The organism is Bradyrhizobium lablabi (assembly GCF_900141755.1).
GTDB lineage: Bacteria > Pseudomonadota > Alphaproteobacteria > Rhizobiales > Xanthobacteraceae > Bradyrhizobium > Bradyrhizobium lablabi_A.
On the sequence record NZ_LT670844.1, the window covers coordinates 4,588,075 to 4,611,754 of the forward strand.

A 23,680-nucleotide genomic window follows, 5' to 3' on the forward strand; every position below is an offset into this window, starting at 1 on the left:
CATGACGGACCTTAATGTTTCTGCGAGAAAACTAATTCCTCTGCACGACGCATTGTCCGCCGGCCGCCTTCAAGGTGCCGCAGAACTGCGAGGCTTCGTCGGCGGTTTTGAAAGGTCCGACCGCGGCCCGATAAAATACGCCATTAGTCCCGGCATCGGCGCGGGTGATGATCGGTGCCCATGCCCCGAGCACACCGGGGAACTTGTCCTGCAGGACCTTGTATGACGCCTGGGCGTCCGCTTCGCTGCGCTGGGAAGAGACCTGGACGACGTAACTTCCCGTGCTGTCGTTGCCGTCGGGGGCGCCGGGTGCTGCTTGCGTCGCGGCGGGGTACTGGCCCCACGCGGTGAAGGCCGTCTTCAAGGCCTGATCGCCGGACGCGCCCTTTTCAATCGCGACGATGCCGCGTCGCCTGTCGGCGTAGACAATGGGGACGTCGAACCATGCGCGCTCCAAAAGCTGGTGCAGATTGCGCTCACGGTCGGCGGTGGTATTTGACAGCCCGACCAGGAAGGATCCGTCCCTCACCTTGACGGAAAGTGCGGCCAGCGGCGTGCCGCGCGCGGTTTCGCTGGTTTTCATCAGCAGCCCCGGCGCGTTGTCGATGCGGCCACCGGCAAAGTCGGGAGGCAGGCGGAACGTCAGTTCGATGACGTGGCTCGCCGGCAGCGACGGATCGAGATTGCGTCTCAGCGACAGCGTCATCTTGAATTTGCGCAAGGGAATATCGACGTCGGCAACCACGGCGACGTCATCGGGTTGCCCTGCGAGTTTGGTGGTTTCGCTGCGCCATTTAACCGACCCGAGATATTGGTGGCCGCTCGGATCGGAGGGGTCTTCGTCATAGAGCACAACACGTTGGGCCGCACTTGCCGATTGCGCCGGCGCTACGTCAGCTCCTGCGAGCAGTGCAAACAAGACGAGCAAAGGGGTAAAGCTGGACCCAACGGCCTGCACGACAGCGGACGGCCGCCATCGAAATGCAATGCCATGGCCGAAAGTACTCATCCGAACCGAATGCTCCCCGCAACTGCTGTGAAGCTACCCTACCTCGTCGTCCCGGCCAAGCCAACGAGTCGCGCGAATGCGCGCCCGATGACAGCCTCCGCGCGAGCCGGGACGACGATGAAGAGTTGGCCTGATCGTCCCGCTACGCTCCCGCCCGTCCCAAGGCCTCCGCCACGCTCAGCACCGGAATGTTCCGGCGCGATGCGGCATCGAGCGCGTGGCGCAACAGCGACGGCGAGCAGCCATAGGAGCTCGGCGCCGCCTTCACGTCGTGGGTGTAGAAAATCAGCCAGCCATTTTTTGCGGCCGCTTCCTCGAACGCGCGATCGATTCCTTCGCGGTCGATCTCGACTTCGATCAAGGGCGTGGCGCGCAGATATTGCAGGTCCACGGTACCGCTGTTGACGCCGGGAAGAATGCCGCGGACCGAACGGAAGATCTTGCCGAGCCGCCGCTTGTGCGAGACCGCCCCGAAGCCATAGGGATATGCAAAATTCTCGATTTTGATCGAGGGATCGAGCGAGGAGAGGTAATGGCGGTTCTTCTCCGTTTCCGCCGTCATCGCCTCTGTATCGAGATCGATCGCGCGGGTGTGCGAGAAGGTGTGGCAGGCGAGTTCATGTCCCCTGCGGTGAAGGCCTATGATGTCATCGGCGCTGACGCCGGTCCAGTTGCCGCACCACTGGTCCACCAATCCACCCGAGATGTAATAAGTGCCGTGCGCACCATATGCCTCGAGGATCGGCGCGCCGATGGTGGCGGCACTTTTGGGAGCGTCGTCGAAGGTGAAGCTGACCATCGGGCCCGTGCCCGGCAACCGATGCGGCGCGGCGAACAGATGCCTAGCCAAACGGTTGCTGACGCGCGCTTTTAATGCTGACCAACGCGGGTGCATGTCAAACTGCTTTCGAAACGGGGAACATGAGTTGTTGGTTGGGTCACGCCGTTGGCTCTTCGTCTTGCCCGGTCGCGGCGCCGCCTGTGAGATATTGGAGCCAGTTCTTGAAGATCGCGGCCGCCGCCGTCCCTGTCGCGATATCCGGACGGAGCGTGAGCCCCGGCAATTCGATGCTGAGCGGCAGCTTGCGTTCGGCGCGCGCCCGCTGCTGGAAGCCTGCCAATTTTTTTTCGGTCCAGATGTCGAAGTAACCGGCGGGTATCGCCGGATAAGTGTCGCGCTCGCCCCCGAGATAGCGGGTGATGTCGCGCAGATATTCCCGCTGCAGCGACAGCGCCTCATATTCCGGATGGCCCTGAAAGAAGATGAATTGGCTACGCAACTGCTTGGCGAAGATATCGACGCCGGCTTCCGCCGATTGGGTCAATAGTTGATAGCCGCTCGCTGTGAGATCATCCGCGCGCACCTCGTTGAGGCGCGAATGCGGGGTCTTCAACGGTGACGGAAGCTCTTTGGTCAGCCAATGGCCGGCCGTCGTGGCGCAATCGTAGACCCCGGAACATTTGGTCGCGAGCCGATGCCGCTCGATGCCGTCGAGATGCAACACTGCGGCGTGCGCGGCCAGGCACGACCAGATGGTCGAGCGCGTGTTGTCCTTGGCCCAGTCGATGATGTCGACGAGGTCCTGCCAGAACGGCTCATCACGCAGCGCTGCTGCGATCGGCTCGGCGCCGGTCACGATCAGCCCGTCGATATCGAGGCGGGGAAGGTCGGCGATGTCGCCATATTGCTCGTCGACCCGCCACTTCGCGGTCTGCGAGCGATGTACCGATGGCAGCGAGAAGCAGTGGAGGCGGATCTGCGTTTTGCCGGCGGCCTGCTCCAGCAGGCGCATGAACTGGCGCTCGGTCGCCTGCAGCGCTGCGTCCGGCATGTTGTTGACGAGTCCGATGGTGAGCACCGCGTCGGCGCTCTGCCCGCCGCCGAACTCTTCGGTCTCGCGCAACTCGGTGGGAGCCAGGCCGGGGCTGACGATCAGCCGATGCTTGTCGAACAGGAGGGTCATGCCGGCCCCGGCCGATCTATTCCGCGGCCTCGAGCCGCTGCTGCCGGGCGCAGGCCTGCGCCAGCGCCTGGTCGATATCCTCGATGATGTCGGAGGCGTGCTCGATGCCGATCGAAAGCCGGATGGTTTCCGGCAGCACGCCGGCCATGCGCTGCTCGTCCGGCGACATCTGGCGATGGGTAGTCGACGCCGGATGACAGGCCAGCGATTTGGCGTCACCGATATTGACCAGCCGGGTGATCAATTTCAGTGCGTCGTAAAAGGATTTGCCGGCCTCCAGACCGCCCTTGATGCCAAACGTAAACAGCGACGACGCGTTACCGTCGAGATATTTCTGCACCAGCGCGTAATGGGGACTGTCCGGGAAACCGGCGTAATTGACCCAGGCGACGCGCGGATCGTTACGCAAGAATTCCGCGACCTTGCGGGCGTTCTCGACATGCCGCTCGACCCGCAGCGCGACGGTCTCGATGCCCTGCAGCAGCAGGAACGCGTTGAACGGCGACAGCACCGAGCCCATGGTGCGCTGATAGACGCTGCGCGCGCGCTGGATATAGGCGCTGCTGCCGAATTGCTTCGTGTAGACGAGACCGTGATAGGACGCGTCCGGCTCGTTGAAGGCGGGAAAGCGCTTTGCGTGATCGGGCCATGGAAAGCGCCCGCTGTCGACAATGGCGCCACCGAGCGTGGTGCCATGGCCGCCCAAAAATTTTGTCAGCGAATGCACCGCGATATCGGCGCCGTAATCGAACGGTTTCAAGAGGATCGGGGTGGCGACGGTGTTGTCGACCACCAGCGGCACGCCATGTCGATGCGCGACCTTTGCCAGCGCCTCGATGTCGCAAACATTGCCGGCGGGATTGCCGATGGTCTCGGAAAACACGGCCTTGGTGTTTTCGTCGATCAGCCGCTCGATCGCGTCGGCTTTGTCGCTGTCGGCGAAACGGGCCGTGATGCCCTGGCGCGGCAGCACATGCGCGAGCAGCGTATGCGTCGTGCCGTAGAGCTGCGGGACGGAGACGATGTTGCCGCCATAGTCGGCGAGGTTGACGAGCGCAAAATGCAGCGCCGCCTGGCCGGTCGCGACCGCGAGCGCGCCGACGCCGCCTTCGAGCTCGGTGATGCGCTTTTCGAGCACGGAGGTGGTCGGGTTGGCGATCCTGGAGTAGCGAAAACCTTCTGTCTCGAGATTGAACAACGCAGCGCCGTGATCGGCGCTGTCGAAGGCATACGCCACCGTCTGGTAGATCGGAACGGCGACCGATTTGGTCGCGGGATCGGGATCGTAGCCGGCGTGAATTGCAATCGTCTCGTTGCGCATGGATCGCCTCTCCGGTCGCACTTCACCGTGCGTTTTTTTGCCCGTGTCTTTGTTAGAGGGGAGGCGTCAAGCGAGCAATAATTAGCGCAAAGATTGAGGAAATAACCCTAATGAACGTCAATGAATCGATTAAAGCTTTATTCAATTGCGAAGCGTGCGCCGCACCTGTTCGCCGATCTGCTGCAGCACGAGCCTTGCTTGCGGAAGCACAGTGCCCATGGCGTGGAAATTATGAATCATGCCGTCGTGACAGACGTGCTCGACGGCAACGCCCGCAGCCACGAGTTTTGTCGCATAGGCGTTGCCTTCGTCCCGCATCGGGTCGAATTCGGCGGTATGGATAATGGCCGCCGGAAGCCCGGTTAATTTTGTCGCGCGGAGCGGTGAAATCCGGGGGTCGGCGAGCTCCGCCCCTTCCGGCAGATAGTCGGCGAGATCCGCTTCCAGCGTGGCGCGGTCGAGCAGATGATTTTCGGCGAAGGCTTCGCGGGAGGGCGAAATGTCCTCGAAATCGAGCACCGGACAGATCAGGCATTGCGCCGAGATCGCAGGCCCCCCGTTGCGCACGCTCTCCTGGCAAACCACCGCGGCCAACGTGGCGCCGGCGGAATCGCCGCCCACCACGAGTCTTGTCGCGTCGATGCCGAGAGAGGCGGCATGCGCGGAAACCCATCGCGTAGCGGCGATCGCATCCTCGATCGCGGCTGGAAATTTGTGTTCCGGCGCGAGCCGGTAATCGACCGATATCAGGTGGCAGCCGGTGGTTTGCGCCAGCGCCGCGCAAACGCGGTCATGGGTCGCGATACTGCCGGCCACCATGCCGCCGCCGTGGAAGAACACAAAACCCGGCGCGTATTCGCTGGCATTATCGGCGGGCGCATAAAGCCGGTAAGGCAGATCGCCTGCCGGGCCCGGCAACACGCCGTCGATCCCGGTGACCTCAGCCACGTCGGCGCGCGCGAACTGCATCAGTTTTGCCAGCGCCTGACGGCGGTCGTTTGCGCTGGGCCGCGACCGTTCCGCGGGCGAAGCCGCCGCCATCATGGTGAGAAAGCGTTTTGCCAGGGGGTCGAGGGGCATGTCGGCTCTTCCTTAAGGCAACAAGTGTCGATCAATCATGAATCCATGGCTATCGCAGTGCCGTCCCGCAAGGGAATCCTTAGGAAATTCGGACAATAGTGGTTCCCCGAGAGCGGTGCCGCCGCGCCGCAAGCCGTTGAGTGGCAGCATGGTTGAGATGACAAAGCCGGTTACGTTTTCGCAGACCTGGACCTTCTTCGAGGGCGCCTGGCACGAAGGCAATGTTCCGATCATGGGGCCGCGCACGCATGCGGCGTGGCTCGGTTCGACCGTGTTCGACGGCGCGCGCGCGTTCGAGGGCGTGGCGCCGGATCTTGCGGCGCATTGCGCCCGCGTCAACCAATCCGCGGTCAATTTCAAACTTAAGCCCGTCGTCGATACCGACACCTGGCTTGGGCTGGCGCGCGAAGGCATCGCGCGTTTCGAAAAAAATGCCGAGCTCTATATCCGGCCGATGTACTGGGCGCAGAACGGCAGCGGCGGCGGCGTGCTGTTCGATCCGGAAACCACCAACTGGTGCTTGAGCCTCTATATCGCGCCGATGCCGCAGCCTGTCGGCAGCGCCATCACGCTGTCGCCGTTCCGGCGGCCGACCATGGAAAACGCGCCGGTCGATTGCAAGGCGGCGTGTCTTTACCCTAACAATTCGCGCGCGCTGATCGAGGCGCAGTCGCGCGGCTTCAATAATTGCCTGATGCTCGACATGCTAGGCAATGTCGCGGAGTTCGGCAATTCCAACGTGTTCATGGCGCGGGATGGCGTGGTTTATACGCCGGCGCCGAACGGCACCTTTCTCAACGGCATCACCCGCCAGCGGGTGATCGACCTGTTGCGCGGCGACGGCGCGACGGTGGTCGAGGCGACGCTAAAATATTCCGACTTCGAGCGCGCCGACGAGATTTTCTCCAGCGGCAATTTTGCCAAGGTCGCGCCGGTCATCCGGATCGATTATCGCGATTTGCAGCCCGGCCCGTTCTATCGCCGGGCGCGCAAACTGTATTGGGAATTCGCCCACGCCGCCTAGAGCTGGATGAGTTTAGGTTGAGACGGTAGTGGGCGATCGATCACTTCTCCCTCTCCCCGCTCTTCGCGGGGAGAGGGTTGGGGTGAGGGGCTGCATCCGCAAATTCGGAAGATGAAGAGTGCGCGGTGAGTCCCCCTCACCCGGATCGCATCTGCGATGCGATCTGACCTCTCCCCGCAAGCGGGGCGAGGTGAGCCGGACTCGTACGCTGATTCAGGTCAACACCATCATGCTCTAGGACTACGCGCCCTGCAGCGCGCGCTCGCGGATACCTGACAGGGTCGCCGCCGGCAGGATCGCATCCGAATCGATCTTGAGATGGATGATCGACGGTAGCCCCGATTGCCTCGCCGCCTCGAACGCCGCCGGAAAATCCGCGGTCTTGTTCACCACCGCGCCAAAGCCGCCGAAGGCGCGCGCATAGGCGTCAAAATCCGGATTGTGCAGTTCGGTGGCGCAGACCCTGCCCGGGAATTCGCGCTCCTGATGCATGCGGATGGTGCCGTACATGCCGTTATCGCAGATGATGACGATGATCGGCAGCCGATACTGCACGGCGATGGCAAATTCCTGGCCGCTCATCAGGAAATCGCCGTCGCCATTGACGGAGAGAACCAGCCGGTTGGGATGAAGCCGCTGCATCGCGATCGCGGCCGGCATGCCATAGCCCATCGACGCCGAGGTCGGCGCGACATGGGTCATGAACTCTCGGAACCGGTAGAAGCGATGGATCCAGGAGGCGTAATTGCCGGCGCCGTTGCACAGGATGGTATCGGTCGGCACGTGATTGCGCAGCCAGATCATGATCTCGCCGAGATTGACGTCGCCGGGCTGCGGCGTCGCGGTCCCGGTCCAGGCACGATAATCGGCGTGCGCAATGTCCGCGCTCTCGCGCCACGCGGGCTTCGGCGCAATCGCGAGATGCTTGAGTGCTGCGACAAAGCGGTTCGGGGAAGCGTGGATTGCCAGATGCGGCCGGTAGACCTGGCCGATCTCCTCCGCGCCGGGATGGATGTGGACGAGCTTTGTCTGCGGCGACGGTGAGGAAAGCAGCGAATAACCTTGCGAGGGAATTTCGCCGAGGCGCCCGCCGACCAATACCAGCAGATCGGCCGCCTTGGCGCGCGCCACGAGCTTTGGGTTGGGGCCGAGGCCGAGATCGCCGGCATAGAGCGGATGCAGCGGATCGAACAGCGTCGAGCGGCGATAGCTGGTCGCGATCGGCAATCCGGTCGCTTCCGCGAATTCGTGGATCTGACGGCGCGCGGTCTCGCTCCAGCGGCTGCCGCCGAGCACGAACAGCGGATTCTTCGATTCCGCCAACAGCTCGGAAAGTCTCGTCATCTCTTCGTCGCCCGGCGAGGTCTCGACCGGCTCGAACGCCGGCGCATTCGCAACGCTGGTGCGCTCGCTCAACACGTCCTTCGGCAGCGCCACCACCACCGGCCCGGGCCGGCCGCTGCTTGCGGTATAGAACGCGCGTGAGACGAATTCGGTGATGCGGTTGGCATGATCGACTTCCACGACCCATTTGGTCATGCTGCCGAACACCGCGCGATAATCGAGCTCCTGGAACGCCTCGCGCTCGCGCACCGAGGTTTCCACCTGACCGACGAACATGATCATCGGCGTTGAATCCTGTTGCGCGATATGGATGCCGGCGGAAGCATTCGTTGCGCCTGGGCCGCGCGTGACGAAGCAGACGCCCGGCCGTCCGGTGACCTTGCCGATCGCTTCCGCCATCATCGCGGCGCCGCCTTCATGACGGCACACGGTCACAATGATGCCGCTGTCGCGCAGCGCATCGAGTACCGGGAGAAAGCTCTCGCCGGGCACACAAAACACATGTTTGACGCCGTTGATCACGAGCTGTTCGACCAGGGCAGCGGCGGCGGTGCGGTGAGGGGTGGGCTTGTGCATCTCTGACCTCGTCAATTGGCGATGGCGATGTTCGAACAGAATATTACGGCCCGTACAGCACGAGTTCCGTATCGGTGAGATCGGCAAGCCGGGGCGCATGCGGGCCCTTGAAATATTTGCGGCCGCGCGCGCTGGAATAGAGGCCGACAAGGCCCGGCACCTTGCCGTTGGAATCGAGAATGACCGAAAGCTTGCCGTGCCGGAGCAGCACCCGGCCGATGGCGCCGGCGCATTGCACATATTCGGTGACATCGCGGCAATAGATCAATTGCATCGCCGGCGGCGCGATCCAGCCGCGGCGGATCCGCATCGGCAGCAGGATGAAGGGAAAAGCGTTGCCGTCGCGCGTGCGACAAACGAGGCTCAGGCAGCCATAGCGCGCGTGCCGCGTCAAAAGCTCGACCTCAACCTCAGACAGACCTGCGATGCTTCGCGCATCGGGCGCGACGGTTTCCACCGTCATGCCTTTCGTGACGCGCGACAACACCGGGATCGAGAAGAACAATCCGCTGCAATAACTGGCAAAACCCTGCGCTTCGATGATCGGCCAGGTCCAGGTCGCCGGGCTGATGTTGAGGTAGGTGACTTCCTTGTGCCGCTGCGCGATCTTTGTCAAAAGCGGTGCGTAATTGCGAAACGCCGGCTCGACATACCAGCTCGACAGATTGCACTGGATCGCGGTCTCGCCGCCGCTCGTCCGCGATGTGTAGAGCAGCAGCAACACGCCGATCGCGTGCCCGTCATTGTCGAGCATATAGCCGAAGCGCGGATAGCCGTCCGGGACCTCGCGGACGGCCTGGCGGCGCAAGCCCCGCATCCAGTAGTCGCGCGATCGCCCGGTAAATCCGCGCGTCAAAAGCTCCGCGACCGCGTCGAGATCGGCCTCGGAGATTTCACGGCATCGGATTCTCTGCGCGATCACGGCCGTTGTCCTGGTCCGTTAGCGCATATTGCGAGCTCAAGGGCTTCATCCTTCGAGACGCGCGCAAGAGCGCGCTCCTCAGGATGAGGTCTTAGACCCTCATGGTGAGGAGCGCGGCAACGCCGCGCGTCTCGAACCACGAGGCCATGGTATGAGGTCATGATTCCACCCGAGCGGAATGCGCCTAGCTGAGGCCGACGATGTTTCGAACCTCGGCCGGCCATTTGGCCAAATCAGTGCCATGGGTATGGAACATGGCGACCGCCAGCCGATCCATGCCGAACGCGACGCAGCCGGTATGCGCCGGCTCGCCGTTAACGTCCTTGATGTCCCAGGTCGTGCCGAAATGCTCGCGGTGATAATTGAAGCTCATGCAGGCGGTAGGCTGCTCTTCCGAGCGCAGCGGGATCAACAGCTCGAACTTCAGCGACTGCTGCTTCTGGCTGACCGCCTTCATCTGGCCGACGCGACCGAAGAAGGGGTCGGAGGCATAATCGACCTTGAAGGTGAGACCGAGATCGCGCGCAATCGCCTGCGCCCGCACCATCCAGCGTTCGCGGAAATCCGACACGTCGTCGGGGCTTCCGATACAGACATATTCGCGCATCCGGAACGACTGCAGGCGGTCGAGGTGGCGCGACGGCTCGCGGCGGAAGCAATCGGCCGCGACGTCGAAACGAAGACCGCCCGCGGGAAGCGGGCCACGTGCCGCCGCGATCGGATAAACCGGATAGCAGGCGGCCGGTGACAGCACGAGATCGGCCGGCGAAAGCGAAGTCGTCCAGTCGCCGCCGGCATCGAAGCGGCTGACGGCGGTGTGGATTTCACGTTCGGTGCCATGCAGGCCGCAGACGCAGCCGAGCAGGTTCGGAAAACTCTTCAGATAGCCGGATTTTTCCAATTGTCCGCGGTTCATGACCGGCGGAAAGCGCATCACCTCGGTATTGGGCTCGCGATGCCGCGTGATCAGCGCGGCGAGCCGCTCGACCATGTCCTCGTAGAGCGCGGTGCGGGCATAGACGCCGTCGGTGCCCATCTTGTGAAACAGCACCTCAGTGAGGTGATCCAGCGCGTCGGCCGGCTCTGGTGCGGTCTCTGGTGAAGCCGTTCGAATAATGACATTCATGTTCGGACTTTCATTGCTTTTGTTTAAGGAGTGTTCGAGCTCAATCCCGAAGTCCCGCAGGCACGCCGCTCATCAGGCTCGCGGTTGCGATGTTGGAAAGAATGCGGTCGTTGTTGATCATGATCGGTGCCGAGAGCACGTCGCGCAGATGCCGGCCGACGCTGAAATCGCCGTCGTTGCGATAGCCTGACAGGCCGCAGGCGCGCATCGCCGCCATCACGGCTGCCACTGCGAGTTCGGAGGCTTCCACCTTGAGCAAATTGATCTGGGACTGGAAGTCGAGCGAGGAAAGCGCGCGTTCGTCATGCTCATGCGCCGCATAGCTATCGAGGCTTGCCGTGATCACCGCGCGCAATTTCGTCAACGACATTTTCGCCGTCGTAAAATGCGCGGCGGCCGGAGGCATCTGGCCGCCTGATCCGCGCGCGGCCTTTCGGATAAAAATCTGCGCGCGTTCGACGGCGGCGGCGGCAATCCCGGCCCAGACCGATGACCAGCAAAGATGCGCGACCGGCGTCATGGTCTGGGCGTGAATCTTGTCATAGGCCTCGGGGAAAATCTGTTCGGCCGCAGCATTTGCCTTCAGTTCAAATCCGGCGCTGCAGGTGCCACGCATGCCGAGCGTTTCCCATTCGAGGCTGCGCTCGAGGGTGTAATTGTCTTTGGTCAGCGCCAGCAGCACTTGGTCGGACGAGGCCGCGTCACTGGTGCGGCGGGCGATGGTAACGATGCCGTCGGCCTGGGCGCCGTAGGAGATCACGGTGGCGTTGCGCACCAGCGAGATGTCGGCGCCGGCGTGCTCGACGGCGGCGGCGCTGGAGCGAATGTTGCCGCCGTTTTGTCCTTCCGTCGTCGATGACGCCAGCAGCATCTGTTCCGACGCCACGCGGCGCATCAACTTCTCATGCCAGGCGCTGCCGGTGCCGTGGCGGACCAGGCAGGCGATTTTGGTCTGATGCATGGCGAAGATCATCGCCGTTGACGCGCAGGTGCGGCCGAGCGTGTAGCACATGTCGGCGATGTCGGTGATCGATGCGCCGTCGCCGCCGAACGCTTGTGGAATTTGAATGCCTAAAAGCTTGTGTTGGCGCGCCGCGTCGATGGCTGCCTTCGGGAAACGCGCGTCGCGATCGACCGCCTCGGCCTCCGCCGCCGCCGCCGCTGCGACAGAAGCGGTTCGGGTTGCAAACGAGCTGCGGTCGAGAAAGATTTCGTCTTTTGTTTTTTCCGCGACAGCGCTGCGGAACCTGGCTTCTTGCACGTTCATGGCCGATTCGCCTCCAGGGTTTGTGGACCTTGGCGCGCATCGCGCCCAATGCCACAACGGATCGATTGAGCAGCTTCCGATCGGTTCCATGCTTAAGGATTTAATTCAAATGCGTCGATGACATTCAGGGTAAACGGCGCCCGTTTCGACGCTAACGGTTAATCTACGCTTGTTCCGATTGCGGAAACTTTGCTAACGGTCGTTAGCGTTAAGAACAAAATGCAGACTTGCGTCAAACGAGACTAACTGTCTTTCAAACCATGCCGGCGTTATAAATGTGAATTGAGTTTTGCCACGACGCGAGATGGGAAGGTTGATGATGCAAGCCGCCTACGCCAATGTTCAGCACCGCATCCTTGCGCTCGTCAAGGCCATCCTCGAACAGAACTCGATCGCAGCAGAAATTCACTCCGAGACGCGGCTGGTCGATGTCGGGCTGACCTCGATGGACATGGTCAATTTGATGCTCGGCGTCGAAGCCGAATTCGATTTCACGATTCCCCAAGCCGAGATCACGCCGGAAAATTTCCAGTCGATCCAGACGCTGGAACGGATGATCGTCGCGCAGTTGCAGCCCGAGGCGGCGGCTTAAGCGCGTCCGCCGACTTTTTCCCGTCATTGCGAGCCAACGGGTCGGCGCGAAGCGCCGCCCGATGACAGGCTCCGCGACTTGTCCGCGGTAGCTCGAAGAGCGACGGCGAAAGAGCGACATTCGCGGCCAACCCTTCATTGCCATACGTCCAACAGTTGCGATAACGTCACCCCACGCCGCAACACGGACGATCCCGATGAACGACGCGCCCTATAAATCCTGGCAGTGCCGGACCTGCGGCTACATCTATGATGAGGAAAAGGGCGACCCCGACGAAGGCCTCGCGCCGGGCACAAGATGGGCCGAGATTCCCGACGACTGGGTATGTCCGGTATGCGGCACCGCCAAGAGCGATTTTGATATGGTGGAATTGTAGAATCCGTCGTCGTCCCTGCGAAAGCAGGGACCCATGGCACGCTGAATCGTCATTGCGAGCCAACGGGTCGCGCGAACGCGCGCCCGATGACAGGCTCCGCGAAACAATCCAGCTTTTTCTCTGCGGAATGAAAGCTGGATTGCTTCGTCGCGTTGCTCCCTTGCGCAAACGCTTCGCGTTTGTCGCAGGCAATGACGGGGAGAGAGCGAACGTCGCGGTAGTGATTTGCCCGACGGGCAAATCACTAAATTGCTGTCCAGCCCCCTTTGCAAAAATATTCCGCTTCGCAGCTCACCCAAATCACTCGTATATCCATCACCGTCTCGTCCCACAGAGGGGCGCTTCGCGGTCGTCACGAACGCGGGATGGGATGCGGTGGACGCTGATAGTGCCATTGACGAACGGCACGAAGGCGGACGGCGAAGTCGTGTGGTCCTGACACCCCGACGCTGGTGTCAAGTTCGCGGCGGTAACGTTGCGAGCGACGGTGGCAAAAGAGCCCGGTCACCGGGGAGAGCACGAAGTAAGCCGTTAAAACCATTGCGTGCGGGAATGCCGGGTTGTTCCGGTGGACCTGTGGTGACTAACGCGCGTGTTTACTACACTACACGCGCGGCTGCGGGTGCATCGGCGCCCGGCATTCCCCACGCCCTCGGGGGCGGAGAATTCAGCACAACTCGGACGCATTGCGCCGCGGGAGCGCGAAGTCGCATCCAACCGTCGAAGACCTATCCAGCCGTCATTGCGAAGAGCCAACGGGTCGCGCGAACGCGCGCCCGATGACAGGCTCCGGCGGGACGATCCAGTATTCCAGAGGCGGCAGTGATGAACGGAGAGGCCGCCGCGTACTGGATACCCCGACGAAGCCTGTCATCGGGCTCGCCGAAGGCGAGACCCGGTGGCGGGGTATGACGACCGTTGGCGGAGTAGCGCCGCGTTAATCTCGTGAGGCGAAGCGTTCTTGTTCGCCATCCACTCCCCCATTAGGATAGCGCGTAACACCGGTGTCGCGCTTCGCCGGCATGCTGAGCAGCGGTAGGGATCGCGAAGGAAAATTCATGACGAAGGCAGTGCTTGGCATCATCGGTGGCTCCGGCATTTACGACCTGCCGGGATTGGAAAATGTGCGCGAGGAGGCGATCAGGAGCCCGTGGGGCGAGCCCTCGGCACCCGTCCGCCACGGCACCATCGCGGGCCTGCCGATCGTGTTTCTGCCGCGCCACGGCAAGGGCCATGCTCTGTCGCCGTCCGACATCAATTACCGCGCCAATATCGACGCGCTGAAGCGGGCAGGCGTCACCGATTTGATCTCGTTGTCGGCCTGCGGCTCGTTCAAAGAGGAATTGCCGCCCGGCACGTTTGTGCTGGTCGACCAGTTCGTCGACCGCACCCACAAGCGCGAATCTTCGTTCTTCGGCAGAGGCTGCGTCGCCCATGTTTCCATGGCGCATCCGGTGTCGCCGCGTCTGCCCGTCCATCTTGCCGCCGCCGCCGAAGCCGAAGGCATCGCGTTCGCGCAGGGTGGCACGTATGTCTGCATGGAAGGTCCGCAATTCTCCAGCTACGCCGAAAGCATGACTTATAAAAATCTCGGCTATTCCGTGATCGGCATGACCAACATGCCCGAGGCAAAACTCGCCCGCGAAGCGGAGATCTGTTACGCCACCGTTGCCATGGTGACCGATTTCGATTGCTGGCATCCCGGCCATGATGCCGTCACGGTGCAGGACATCATCAAGGTGTTGACGCAAAATGCCGACAGGGCGAAGGGACTGGTCGGGCGTCTCGCCAGGGATTTTCCGAGAGAACACGAGCCGTGCCCGATCGGCTCCGACCGCGCGCTCGACACCGCTGTCATCACCGCCCCCGAAGCGCGCGACCCGGAACTTCTGAAAACGCTCGATGCGGTGGCGGGACGGGTGCTGCGGGCGTAAACTTGAATTCTTGAAGGGTGGGTCATGAAGGTAGACGGCAGGCACATCCGCAGCATCTGGCTCGAGCCGGACGGCCATACGGTCAGCGCGATCGACCAGCGGCGGCTGCCGCATCAGTTTGTCGTTGCGCAATTGACAGGGTGCGCAGACGCAGCCGATGCGATCCGCTCCATGCTGGTGCGCGGCGCGCCATTGATCGGCGCCACCGCAGCCTATGGGGTGGCGCTGGCGATGCGGGCAGATAGCTCCGACGCCGCGCTCGACCGGGCCTACTCCATGCTGATTGCGACACGGCCGACCGCGATCAATTTGAAATGGGCGCTGGAGGAGATGCGCTCGATGCTGCGGCCATTGTCATCGCCCGATCGGGCGGCCGCGGCCTATTCCCGCGCCGCCGAGATTGCCGAGGACGACGTCGCGATCAACCGAGGTATCGGCCAGCACGGTCTCGCGCTGATCGAAAAGATCGCGGCGACGAAAAAGCCGGGCGAGCGCGTCAATGTGCTGACCCATTGCAACGCCGGCTGGCTCGCAACGGTGGATTGGGGCACGGCGACGGCGCCGATTTATCTCGCGCATGACCGCGGTCAGGCGATCCATGTCTGGGTCGACGAGACCCGCCCGCGCAATCAGGGCGCTTCGCTCACCGCCTGGGAGCTCGGCCATCACGGCGTGGCGCATACGGTGATCCCCGACAACACCGGCGGCCATCTGATGCAGCACAGAATGGTCGACCTCGTGATCGTCGGCACCGACCGGGTGACCGCGAGCGGCGATGTCTGCAACAAGATCGGCACCTATCTGAAGGCGCTCGCCGCGCATGACAATGGCGTGCCGTTCTATGTGGCGCTGCCGTCGCCGACCATCGATTTCAGCGTCGATGACGGAATTGCGGAAATTCCGATCGAACAGCGCGCCGCCGAGGAAGTCGCGACCATGACCGGGCGGACTGCGGACGGACGGATCGAGACGGTGCGGATCGTGCCTGACAATTCGCCGGTTGCGAATTACGGCTTCGATGTCACGCCGGCTCGATTGGTGACGGGCTTGATCACCGAGCGCGGCGTGCTAAAGGCCGATCGCGCCGCGCTGTCGGCCGCCTTCCCGGAGCGGATCGCGGCCGCGGCCGAATAGCAGAGGGAAGACAATCTTCATGCAGAGCGCCTGGATCGATCGCGACGCGGAAGCCGCCGTTGCCCGCTACGACAATCTCGGCCGCGACCTGGCGCTCCGGGTCTATACCACGCGTCTGTTGGGGCAGGATCCGCGGCTGGTGCTGCATGGCGGCGGCAACACGTCGGTGAAGACGCGGCTTTCCGATCTCAACGGGGAAGAGGTCGACGTGCTCTGTGTCAAGGGTTCGGGTTGGGACATGGGCACGATCGAGCCCGCCGGCCTGCCGGCGGTGCGGCTCAAGCCGCTGTTAAAACTTCGTGAGCGCGAAAAGCTTTCCGACGAGGAGATGGTGCGGCTGCAGCGCGCCAATCTGATCGATCCGGCGGCGCCGAATCCGTCCGTCGAGGCGCTGTTGCACGCCTTCATCCCGCACAAATTCATCGACCACACCCATTCCACCGCGGTGCTCGCGCTCACCGATCAGCCCGACGGCGAGGCGCTCTGCCGCGAGGTTTTTGGCGCGCGCGTCGGCTATGTGCCCTATCTGATGCCCGGCTTTGGCCTGGCCAAGCTGGCTGCGCAAATGTTCGACGCCAATCCTTCGGTGGAAGGATTGGTCCTGGTCAAGCACGGTATCTTCAGTTTCGGCGCCGATGCGCGGCAGGCCTATGAGCGCATGATCGCTCTGGTGAGTTTGGCGGAAGAGCGGCTGGCGAGGCAGCGCAAGCCGGCCTTTGTGGGCGCAAAACTCCCGGCGCGGCCGGCGCGCCTCGCCGACGTCGCGCCGATCATTCGCGGCGCCTGCAGCCTGCCGGACGGCAAGATCGACGGCGCCTGGAAGCGCTTCGTGCTCGATTTTCGCGGCAACGAAGCGGTGATGAATTTTGTCAACGGCGCCGAGGTTGCGCGCTACGGTCAGGCCGGCGTGGTGACGCCGGACCACAATATCCGCATCAAGAATCGCCCGCTCGCGGTTGCGGCGCCCGAGGATGGCGGCCTCGCCGCTTTCGATAAGTCGGTCCGCGATGCGGTTGCCGCTTACGGCGAAACCTACAAAAGCTATTTTGCAGGCAATAACGCGCGCGTCGGCGGCATCAAGACCATGCTCGATCCCTCGCCGCGCGTGGTGCTGGTGCCCGGGGTAGGGCTGTTCGGCCTCGGCCGCAGCAAGAAGGATGCAAAAGTTGCTGCCGATCTGATGGAAGCCGCGATCGAAACCATTACCCATGCGGAAGCCGTCGGCCGCTTCGAGCCGCTGCCGGAGGCCGATCTGTTCGACGTCGAATATTGGTCGCTCGAGCAGGCAAAGCTCGGCAACGCCAAGGAGCCGCCGCTCGCCGGACAGGTCGCCGTCGTCACCGGCGCCGCCGGTGCGATCGGTTTTGCCACCGCAAAAGCCTTCGCGGCGGCCGGCGCCGAAGTGGCGCTGCTCGATGTCGACGAGGCGGCCGCGCAGGCCAAAGCCAAGGTGATTGGCGGTGCGGCGCTTGGTGTCCGATGCGACGTCACCGACGCGGCATCGGTCAAGGCTGCGTTCGCGGTTGTCGCCGCTGCTTTCGGCGGAGTCGATATCGCGGTGTCCAATGCCGGCGCCGCCTGGCAGGGCCGGATCGGCGAGGTCGACGAAGCGGTGCTGCGCGAGAGTTTTGAATTGAACTTTTATGGCCACCAGCGCGTGGCGCAGGCCGCGGTCAAGATCATGCGGGCGCAGGGCACCGGGGGCTGCCTGTTGTTCAACGTTTCCAAACAGGCGGTCAATCCCGGTCCCGATTTCGGCCCCTATGGCCTGCCGAAGGCGGCGACCCTGTTTCTGGTGCGGCAATACGCGCTCGAATATGGTGGCGACGGCATTCGCGCCAATGCCGTCAATGCGGACCGCGTCCGCTCCGGGCTCTTGACGGAAGAGATGATCGCGTCGCGCTCAAAAATGCGCGGCGTCACCGAAGAGACTTACATGCGCGGCAATCTGCTTGGCCGGGAAGTCGAAGCCGAAGACGTCGCGCAGGCATTTTTGGCGCAGGCGCTGGCGCTGAAGACCACCGCTGATGTCACCACCGTCGACGGCGGCAACATCGCCGCCGCGCTGCGGTGATCATGTAAAGTCAGTGTTTGGTTTGTTTCAGTCCCGGAGTTGCTTGCAGCGCGAACGCGCCGCTGCCGGCCAGCATCAGTGCGGCCTGGGCGATCAGCCAGAACAATGGGTATTCCCAGCCGCCGCCGGTGTTGGAATAGAGCCAGCCCACCGGCCATTTGACCCACACCACGACCGCTAGGAACACCAAAAGGAGCGCCGTCCATTGGCGGGTGTACCAGCCGAGCAGGATGGCGCAGCCGCCGATCAGTTCCAGGCTGAAGGTCGGCCAGGCGAGGAGGGGCGTGATGCCGTTCTTCGCCAGCAGCGCCTCATGGGTATTCATGCCGCGCCAGGTTTTCAGGAACGCGTGCACGATCCAGTCTACTCCGATTGCCGCGCGCAAAAGAAAGATGCCGTAGGGCGCATAGGCCGTGTCGAGCGTGGGGTTATCGAACAGCGCGGCGAAAGTGGAGGATACACGCTCATCCCTGGGTTGGTCGATACTCATCTGTTCCCCCGTTTCAAGTCAGCCCGCCATTCAGCCGGAAGCCTCGAGAAGGCCGCGCAAAAATCCGGCGGAAAAGGCGGCGACGCCGGGGCCGTCGGGCGAATAGTCGAACGGTTCCACCGCGATGGTGCCGGCATAATTGTGCCGCTTCAGCGCGGCGAGGATCGGCGCGAATTTCATCTCGCCCTGGCCTGGGCCGCGCCGGTTCGGGTCGTTGACCTGCAAATGCGCGATCAGGCCGGTCGGAAGCCAGCGGTCGATCAGCGCTGGCACGGGATCGGTTTCGGTGAGGCCGGCGGCGCTGCAATCGATCATGGTTCGCAAATTGGGGTGATCGATCGAACGCACGAGCTCAGCGGCCTCCGCAACGGTATTGACCAGGGCGGTCTCCTGTCGCGAGAGCGGCTCGATGCAATAGATGACACCGGCCCGCGCCGCAGCCAGCGCAACTTGCGCCAGCGCATCGCGCAGCCGGGCCAGTGCGGCGGCATGGGTTTCTCCCGGCGCAATCTGGCGCTGTTTGGGCGAGCCATGCACGAGGACTGCGCCGCCGAGTTCCGCGCAAAGGCCGGTGAGATGGATCATCACTTCCAGCGTGCGGGCGCGCACCGTTTCATCCGGGTCGGTCAGCGACAGCCCTTCCGGCTTGACCAGCAGCCAATGCAACCCGGTGACGACGAGGCCGGAAGCCTCGACGGTGGCACGGATTTTTGTGGCCTCCGCGCTCGAGATCTTCTCCGGCGCTTCGCTCAGCGTGAAAGGCGCGATCTCGAGGCCATCATAGCCGAGACGGGCGGCATATTCGCATTGCCGTTCCAGCGCCATGCCGGCCAGAACCTCGTTGCACAAGGCGATCCGCATTCTCAAAAACTCCGATTTGCCTCACGCATGCCGGGAAGTAACCCGCCGGAACTGTCGTCCGATCGCGCCCGTGACGGACGCAACCAGCGACTTGAACGCGGGAATATAGAGCAACAGGATCAGGATCGTCACCGTTGCAAAACCGATGCTGATCGGCCGGGTGAAGAACGGCACCAGGCTGCCGTCGGACAGCACCAGGCCCCGGCGCAGGCTCTTGTCCAGGAGGCCGCCGAGCACGAGGCCAAGCACGAATGGCGCCATCTGATAGCCGCGCCGGCGCAGGAAGAACGCGCCGATGCCGATCGCGATCATGCAATAGATGTCGAACAGCCGCGAGGCGCTGGCGAACGCGCCGACGGTGCACAGAAGGAAGATGATGGGCATCAGCACGGTGCGCCTGATCTTGAGCACCAGCAGCAGCGGTTTTATCAAAAACAGCCCGAACACCAGGATGCTGACGGTTGCGAGCGACGTCATCGCCACCACGTCGTAGATGAATTGCGGATGTTCGATCATCAGCATCGGCCCGGGCTGAATGCCGTGGATGATCATCGCCGCCATCAATACCGCCGATGGCGCCGATCCCGGAATTCCCAAGGCGAGCGCCGGAATAATGTGGCCGGGGATCGAGGACATGTCGCCGGTCTCGGCCGCCATCAGGCCATCGATCGATCCCTTGCCGAACTGCTCCCGTTCCTTGCTGACGGCCTTCGCCGCGGCATAGGACATCCAGGCGCCGGCATCCTCGCCAACGCCCGGCATCAGGCCGGTCAGGACGCCGATCAAGCCCGAACGCAGCACGGTGCGCCAGTATTGCGCGACTTCGCGAAACCGCGGCAGCACGGAGTCGCGCATCTCGACCATTTGCCGTTCAGCGGGATCGGCGAGGGTGGTCAGGACTTCGGCAAAGCCGAAGGCGCCGACCAGCGCCGGGATCAGCGAAATGCCGCCGGAGAGCTGGTTCCAGCCAAAGGTAAATCGATCATAGGCGTAGAGGCCTTCCTGGCCGATCTGCGCGACGAACAGGCCGAGCGTACCCATCAGCCATCCCTTGAGCGGATCGTTGCCGACAATGCTGCCGGACATCGCAACCCCGAGCAGCGCGAGCCAGAAGAATTCGTAAGCGCCGAACGACAGCGAGACCTCGGCGAGCAACGGCGTGAACGCCGCGAGGCACAACACGCCGAACAGCGTGCCGCTGAAAGCGCCCGATGTCGCAATGCCGATGGCGCGGCCGGCTTCGCCACGCAGGGCCAGCGCATGGCCGTCGGCGCAGGAGGCGGCGTTGGCCGCGGTGCCGGGGATGTTGAGCAGGATCGCGGTGCGCGATCCGCCATAGAGCGTTCCGACATAGGAGCAGATCAGGATCAGGATGGCGTCGTTCGGCGCCATCTTGATGGTCAGCGTCGTCAGCAATGCGATGCAAAGCGTGGCGGAAAGGCCCGGCAGGCAGCCGACGATGATGCCGAGCAACGCGCCACCCAGCCCATAGGCCAGCGAATAGACATTGAGAATGCTCAGATAGGCTTGACCGAGTTCGGAAAGACCGGAGAGCATGACGGGATCCGGACCGGTCAGGGCAGGCGAACCAGGAAAATCTCCTGGAACACGATGGTGATGACGATGCCGGCGCCGAGACCGATCGCCGCGGCAGTGATGAATTTGCGCAGGCTCGATGTCCGGCCGTCTGATTGCTCCTGCCGACGCTGCAGCAAGAGAATCGCAGCCGTGACAAAAATGGCGGCGGCGAGCCAGAACGGCAGGCCGTGCCCGACCAACCCCACGCCAAAGGCGAGGCATAATCCGAGCACCAGCACAAGACGCTTTTGTTCGGCGCGATCGACCGGTGTCCTGTTGGCGGTGGATGCGAACAGATGGGGGCGCCAACTGCGCGCAGCCAGCAGCGCACCGAGGATCGTCATGGCGATCCCCAATAATCCCGGAAGCAGCCCGGGGATGGTGTACGGGTTGATGTCCTGGTTCTCGAGCCGGTCCATCATTACCGATCCGATTAGGATCGCTACGCCTAATGCCAGCCAGCCGATCGCGGACAGGAAATCGCCGCGCAGACTGGCGAGCGCCTGCTGCTCGTCGGATGACGATGCCGGCGCAGCCTGTTCATGCGAGGACATTGATCTGACTTTCAGTTCGGATCGGCGGACTCACGCACGCGCTTCAAGGTTTGGGAATGCCCACCGTATCCGGCGAGACCTTGGCCTTGCCGGTATCGAACAACAGCCAGGCGTTGGCTTGCACGGCCGGGAATACCGCCTTCTGCGCGGCTTCCCCCGAGGATGGCGCAAACAGCGCGCCGCGGGAGGTCGCGTACTTCTTCACTGCCTCGCTGCTCGAGATGTTCTCCATCCAGATCTTTTCGACCGTGGCAATCACCTCGTCGGGCACTCCCTTGGGAATGAAGATGCCGAAATAATTGGTCGGCGCGGTGAAGCCGGGGAGTGTCTCCGACAAAGGCGGGATGGTGCCAAAACCCTCGAGTTCGAGCGGCTTGTCGCTGACGGTTGCCAGCGGCCGCAGCCTTTTTCCGCGGATCATGTCGGCCTGCTCGACGGCGAGTTGCGTCGTGACCTCGGCCTCTCCGGAAACGGTTGCGACCACCGCGGGGTTGCCGCCGTCATAGGTGACGTGGCGATATTTGACGCCGGTGACCTTGGCGATCAATTCCATGGCGTTGTGGCCCGCCGACGTCACGCCCGCGGTCGCGACCGAAATCTTGCCCGGTTGCGCCTTCATCGCGTCCAGCAATTCCTTGGCGCTTTGATAGGGCGCTTTCGCATTGACGCCGATCACCTGCACATTGGCGACGCTCAGGAACAGGTGCCAATCCTTGATCGAGGTATCGAGCGAGCCCAAGGTCTGATAGGCGCCGAGATCCTGCGCGGCGCCGGCGGTCCAGGTGTAGCCGTCCTTGGCGGCTTCCAGCGCGCTACGCGTGCCGATCGATCCGGACGCGCCGGGCTGGTTGATGATCACGATGGTCTGGCCGAGCGATTTCTCCATCTCGCCGGCGACGAGCCTCGTGATCTGGTCGGTCGAGCCGCCCGCGGCCCAAGGCACGATCAAATTGATCGGCCGGACCGGCTTCCAATCCGCCGCGCGTGCCGGCAAAGCCAACAAGCCGCAACTAACGGCGATGAGAACAACCGCAACCTTAATGCCCCGATACCCCACGCGCCATCCTCCGTCATGTTGGCTTGTTTCGCGGGATTGTATGGGCAACCGCCAAGCCGCGCAAATGCGCCTGGCGCAGCCTATTACGGATTGGCATGCGGGCTTTCAGGGCCCCGCTGCGGCATCCGCGACAGGTGCGGGCGGCATCTCCTCGATGGCGTAAGACGTCGGCAGATTGATCGGCTTATAAGCTGGGACCTTGCCCATCCGTTCGATGACAGAGCGATGAAGGATGGCTCCCTCCGGGATCGGCCGGGGTTCGGCGAGCGGCAAATAAAAGCCGAGAACACATTTGCGATCCGGCCATTCCTTCCACTTCTCCTGTTTCGGCAGAACCTCCAGAATCCACCACGGGCCCTCCAGCGAAACATGCAGCTGCGCGGTCGCGTCCGGAGCGACATATTTGTGGCTGTGTGGTCTCGGCTGACCCCAACCCAGATGGTTGACCATGGAATTATCGATGCGAAGTCCGGCCGCCTCGGCTTGCGCGATCATCCACAACAGCGGAAATTTCGAAAGGCCGCTTTGGTCTTCCAGATAGCCGCCGCCGACATCCGCATGCACGCCGGCGAACCAGACCTGGCGGATATCCTGATCCACTGCGCTTGCGGGATCGAACGGATCGGAACGATATTTTTGCGGGTCGATCCAGCGATTGAGCCGAAACATCCGACGGCGCTCATCGATCGAGATCGCCTGCCGGAATTTCCTGACGCTTGGATTGGTCCGCGTGTAAACCAATGTTTGCAGATCAGGCAGCAGCTTGTCGCGCCTAGGAACGATCACCGAGGCAACCGTATCCCATACCCCGACGAACTCGATCGGGATGGCATAGCCGCCGGCGACGCGGCTGAAGTGCCAGGCTTCATCCAGAAACGAAGGGGCCTTGGCGTCGGCGCTCTGATTGTTCGCGCTGGCGTTTTTGTAGGTCGCGAACGCATATCCGGCGAGATTGATCTGGTCCGGCGGCAACAATCCGATCACGTGAACGAAGGCCGCGAGCACGCGCACGGTGTAGGCGCCGCGGCTGAAGCCGAACAGCCAGACCCGGTCGCCGGCCTCATAGGTCTCGCACAGGAAGCGGTAAGCATCGAGCGTATCTTCATCCAACCCGCTGCCGGTGGCGAGACCGAGGACACCGCGGACCTTCTGTTTGATGCGCCCCCAAGTGCTTTGCAGGCCGATGGTTCCGACGCCTGGATGATAGTAGACCCGCTGACCCTCGTCTTTTTCGAGGGCCCGGTAGAGTTTTAGGACGTTCGATATCGTCGAGTTTATCTCGTTGCCGGTGCCGTCGCAGCAAATGACTATGTTCTTCGGCATCGTCCCCTCCCGGTTCGCATGCGAAGGAAATTTCTCCTCTATCGTACGGTAGAAGGCGATCGCAATTCAATCTG

General features: G+C 62.8%; 21 protein-coding genes. 6 read left to right on the forward strand and 15 right to left on the reverse strand.

The genetic code is table 11. The features are described 5' to 3' along the window. Window positions 1-31 precede the first annotated feature (31 nt). The 5 genes from B5526_RS39780 to B5526_RS21380 all read right to left on the reverse strand — a co-directional run bounded on the left by B5526_RS39780 (window position 32) and on the right by B5526_RS21380 (window position 5,374). Entirely contained in the window at window positions 32-1,009 is a 978-nt protein-coding gene (locus tag B5526_RS39780; protein ID WP_154071381.1) for an SPOR domain-containing protein, read from the reverse strand. A gap of 142 nt (window positions 1,010-1,151) precedes the next feature. Beyond that, a complete protein-coding gene (locus B5526_RS21365; protein WP_244562020.1) occupies window positions 1,152-1,808 on the reverse strand; it encodes a polysaccharide deacetylase family protein in 657 nt (218 codons plus the stop codon). A 139-nt stretch (window positions 1,809-1,947) separates the two neighbouring features. After that, window positions 1,948-2,973: a homoserine O-succinyltransferase MetA gene (gene metA / locus B5526_RS21370; RefSeq protein WP_079541329.1), complete on the reverse strand. Its 1,026-nt coding sequence runs from the start codon at window positions 2,971-2,973 to the stop codon at window positions 1,948-1,950. 16 nt (window positions 2,974-2,989) lie between these two features. Continuing rightward, window positions 2,990-4,294 carry an O-acetylhomoserine aminocarboxypropyltransferase/cysteine synthase family protein gene (locus B5526_RS21375; RefSeq protein WP_079541331.1) on the reverse strand — a complete coding sequence of 435 codons (1,305 nt, stop codon included), beginning with the start codon at window positions 4,292-4,294 and terminating at the stop codon, window positions 2,990-2,992. Between the two features lie 141 nt (window positions 4,295-4,435). Then, a complete protein-coding gene (locus B5526_RS21380) occupies window positions 4,436-5,374 on the reverse strand; it encodes an alpha/beta hydrolase (RefSeq protein ID WP_079541333.1) in 939 nt (312 codons plus the stop codon). A gap of 148 nt (window positions 5,375-5,522) precedes the next feature. On the opposite strand from B5526_RS21380, the gene B5526_RS21385 reads away from it, so the two are divergent. Continuing rightward, on the forward strand, window positions 5,523-6,398 hold the full coding sequence (locus B5526_RS21385; RefSeq protein WP_079545165.1) for a branched-chain amino acid aminotransferase: 876 nt from the start codon (window positions 5,523-5,525) through the stop codon (window positions 6,396-6,398). 240 nt (window positions 6,399-6,638) lie between these two features. Here B5526_RS21385 and B5526_RS21390 read toward each other — a convergent pair whose 3' ends face one another. From B5526_RS21390 to B5526_RS21405, 4 genes are all read right to left on the reverse strand, one after another. Further along, the gene (locus B5526_RS21390) at window positions 6,639-8,318 is read right to left on the reverse strand and encodes a thiamine pyrophosphate-binding protein (RefSeq protein WP_079541335.1); all 1,680 of its coding nucleotides are present in this window, start codon (window positions 8,316-8,318) and stop codon (window positions 6,639-6,641) included. Between the two features lie 43 nt (window positions 8,319-8,361). Then, window positions 8,362-9,240, reverse strand: coding sequence for an acyl-CoA acyltransferase (locus tag B5526_RS21395; protein ID WP_079541337.1), 879 nt, complete (start codon window positions 9,238-9,240; stop codon window positions 8,362-8,364). A gap of 184 nt (window positions 9,241-9,424) precedes the next feature. After that, window positions 9,425-10,366 (reverse strand): amino acid--[acyl-carrier-protein] ligase, encoded by a 942-nt coding sequence (locus B5526_RS21400; protein ID WP_079541339.1) that lies wholly within the window; start codon window positions 10,364-10,366, stop codon window positions 9,425-9,427. A 40-nt stretch (window positions 10,367-10,406) separates the two neighbouring features. Continuing rightward, complete coding sequence (locus tag B5526_RS21405) at window positions 10,407-11,633, reverse strand: acyl-CoA dehydrogenase family protein (RefSeq protein WP_079545166.1); 1,227 nt, start codon at window positions 11,631-11,633, stop codon at window positions 10,407-10,409. A gap of 319 nt (window positions 11,634-11,952) precedes the next feature. Between B5526_RS21405 and B5526_RS21410 the strand changes: the two genes are divergently transcribed. From B5526_RS21410 to B5526_RS21430, 5 genes are all read left to right on the forward strand, one after another. After that, a complete protein-coding gene (locus B5526_RS21410; RefSeq protein ID WP_079545167.1) occupies window positions 11,953-12,225 on the forward strand; it encodes a phosphopantetheine-binding protein in 273 nt (90 codons plus the stop codon). Between the two features lie 196 nt (window positions 12,226-12,421). Beyond that, window positions 12,422-12,601 (forward strand): rubredoxin, encoded by a 180-nt coding sequence (locus tag B5526_RS21415; protein ID WP_079541341.1) that lies wholly within the window; start codon window positions 12,422-12,424, stop codon window positions 12,599-12,601. Window positions 12,602-13,659: 1,058 nt separating this feature from the next. Continuing rightward, a complete protein-coding gene (locus tag B5526_RS21420) occupies window positions 13,660-14,535 on the forward strand; it encodes an S-methyl-5'-thioadenosine phosphorylase (protein WP_079545168.1) in 876 nt (291 codons plus the stop codon). 24 nt (window positions 14,536-14,559) lie between these two features. Next, a complete protein-coding gene (gene mtnA / locus B5526_RS21425; RefSeq protein ID WP_079541343.1) occupies window positions 14,560-15,669 on the forward strand; it encodes an S-methyl-5-thioribose-1-phosphate isomerase in 1,110 nt (369 codons plus the stop codon). 19 nt (window positions 15,670-15,688) lie between these two features. Then, window positions 15,689-17,743, forward strand: a complete 2,055-nt coding sequence (locus B5526_RS21430; RefSeq protein WP_079541345.1) for a bifunctional aldolase/short-chain dehydrogenase — start codon at window positions 15,689-15,691, stop codon at window positions 17,741-17,743. A gap of 10 nt (window positions 17,744-17,753) precedes the next feature. Here the strand turns inward: B5526_RS21430 and B5526_RS21435 are convergent, their stop codons facing one another. From B5526_RS21435 to B5526_RS21460, 6 genes are all read right to left on the reverse strand, one after another. Further along, window positions 17,754-18,233, reverse strand: coding sequence for a DoxX family protein (locus B5526_RS21435; protein WP_079541347.1), 480 nt, complete (start codon window positions 18,231-18,233; stop codon window positions 17,754-17,756). Window positions 18,234-18,263: 30 nt separating this feature from the next. Next, window positions 18,264-19,094, reverse strand: coding sequence for a sugar phosphate isomerase/epimerase family protein (locus B5526_RS21440; RefSeq protein ID WP_079541349.1), 831 nt, complete (start codon window positions 19,092-19,094; stop codon window positions 18,264-18,266). A gap of 21 nt (window positions 19,095-19,115) precedes the next feature. Beyond that, window positions 19,116-20,651, reverse strand: coding sequence for a tripartite tricarboxylate transporter permease (locus B5526_RS21445; protein WP_079541351.1), 1,536 nt, complete (start codon window positions 20,649-20,651; stop codon window positions 19,116-19,118). 17 nt (window positions 20,652-20,668) lie between these two features. Next, complete coding sequence (locus B5526_RS21450; protein WP_079541353.1) at window positions 20,669-21,226, reverse strand: tripartite tricarboxylate transporter TctB family protein; 558 nt, start codon at window positions 21,224-21,226, stop codon at window positions 20,669-20,671. A 43-nt stretch (window positions 21,227-21,269) separates the two neighbouring features. Next, window positions 21,270-22,226 carry a Bug family tripartite tricarboxylate transporter substrate binding protein gene (locus B5526_RS21455; RefSeq protein WP_244562021.1) on the reverse strand — a complete coding sequence of 319 codons (957 nt, stop codon included), beginning with the start codon at window positions 22,224-22,226 and terminating at the stop codon, window positions 21,270-21,272. Window positions 22,227-22,388: 162 nt separating this feature from the next. Then, a complete protein-coding gene (locus B5526_RS21460) occupies window positions 22,389-23,606 on the reverse strand; it encodes a T6SS phospholipase effector Tle1-like catalytic domain-containing protein (protein ID WP_079541357.1) in 1,218 nt (405 codons plus the stop codon). Between the last annotated feature and the right edge of the window lie 74 nt (window positions 23,607-23,680).

What these genes read in the sequence shown, in the direction of transcription:
- B5526_RS21410 (WP_079545167.1), top strand. Translation starts at nt 11,953, where the DNA reads ATGCAAGCCGCCTACGCCAATGTTCAGCACCGCATCCTTGCGCTCGTC.
- metA (WP_079541329.1), bottom strand. Translation starts at nt 2,973, where the DNA reads ATGACCCTCCTGTTCGACAAGCATCGGCTGATCGTCAGCCCCGGCCTG.
- B5526_RS21420 (WP_079545168.1), top strand. Translation starts at nt 13,660, where the DNA reads ATGACGAAGGCAGTGCTTGGCATCATCGGTGGCTCCGGCATTTACGAC.
- B5526_RS21460 (WP_079541357.1), bottom strand. Translation starts at nt 23,606, where the DNA reads ATGCCGAAGAACATAGTCATTTGCTGCGACGGCACCGGCAACGAGATA.
- B5526_RS21415 (WP_079541341.1), top strand. Translation starts at nt 12,422, where the DNA reads ATGAACGACGCGCCCTATAAATCCTGGCAGTGCCGGACCTGCGGCTAC.
- B5526_RS21450 (WP_079541353.1), bottom strand. Translation starts at nt 21,226, where the DNA reads ATGTCCTCGCATGAACAGGCTGCGCCGGCATCGTCATCCGACGAGCAG.
- B5526_RS21390 (WP_079541335.1), bottom strand. Translation starts at nt 8,318, where the DNA reads ATGCACAAGCCCACCCCTCACCGCACCGCCGCCGCTGCCCTGGTCGAA.
- B5526_RS21435 (WP_079541347.1), bottom strand. Translation starts at nt 18,233, where the DNA reads ATGAGTATCGACCAACCCAGGGATGAGCGTGTATCCTCCACTTTCGCC.
- B5526_RS21440 (WP_079541349.1), bottom strand. Translation starts at nt 19,094, where the DNA reads ATGCGGATCGCCTTGTGCAACGAGGTTCTGGCCGGCATGGCGCTGGAA.
- B5526_RS21405 (WP_079545166.1), bottom strand. Translation starts at nt 11,633, where the DNA reads ATGAACGTGCAAGAAGCCAGGTTCCGCAGCGCTGTCGCGGAAAAAACA.
- B5526_RS21400 (WP_079541339.1), bottom strand. Translation starts at nt 10,366, where the DNA reads ATGAATGTCATTATTCGAACGGCTTCACCAGAGACCGCACCAGAGCCG.
- B5526_RS39780 (WP_154071381.1), bottom strand. Translation starts at nt 1,009, where the DNA reads ATGAGTACTTTCGGCCATGGCATTGCATTTCGATGGCGGCCGTCCGCT.
- B5526_RS21380 (WP_079541333.1), bottom strand. Translation starts at nt 5,374, where the DNA reads ATGCCCCTCGACCCCCTGGCAAAACGCTTTCTCACCATGATGGCGGCG.
- B5526_RS21375 (WP_079541331.1), bottom strand. Translation starts at nt 4,294, where the DNA reads ATGCGCAACGAGACGATTGCAATTCACGCCGGCTACGATCCCGATCCC.
- mtnA (WP_079541343.1), top strand. Translation starts at nt 14,560, where the DNA reads ATGAAGGTAGACGGCAGGCACATCCGCAGCATCTGGCTCGAGCCGGAC.
- B5526_RS21385 (WP_079545165.1), top strand. Translation starts at nt 5,523, where the DNA reads ATGGTTGAGATGACAAAGCCGGTTACGTTTTCGCAGACCTGGACCTTC.
- B5526_RS21445 (WP_079541351.1), bottom strand. Translation starts at nt 20,651, where the DNA reads ATGCTCTCCGGTCTTTCCGAACTCGGTCAAGCCTATCTGAGCATTCTC.
- B5526_RS21430 (WP_079541345.1), top strand. Translation starts at nt 15,689, where the DNA reads ATGCAGAGCGCCTGGATCGATCGCGACGCGGAAGCCGCCGTTGCCCGC.
- B5526_RS21365 (WP_244562020.1), bottom strand. Translation starts at nt 1,808, where the DNA reads ATGGTCAGCTTCACCTTCGACGACGCTCCCAAAAGTGCCGCCACCATC.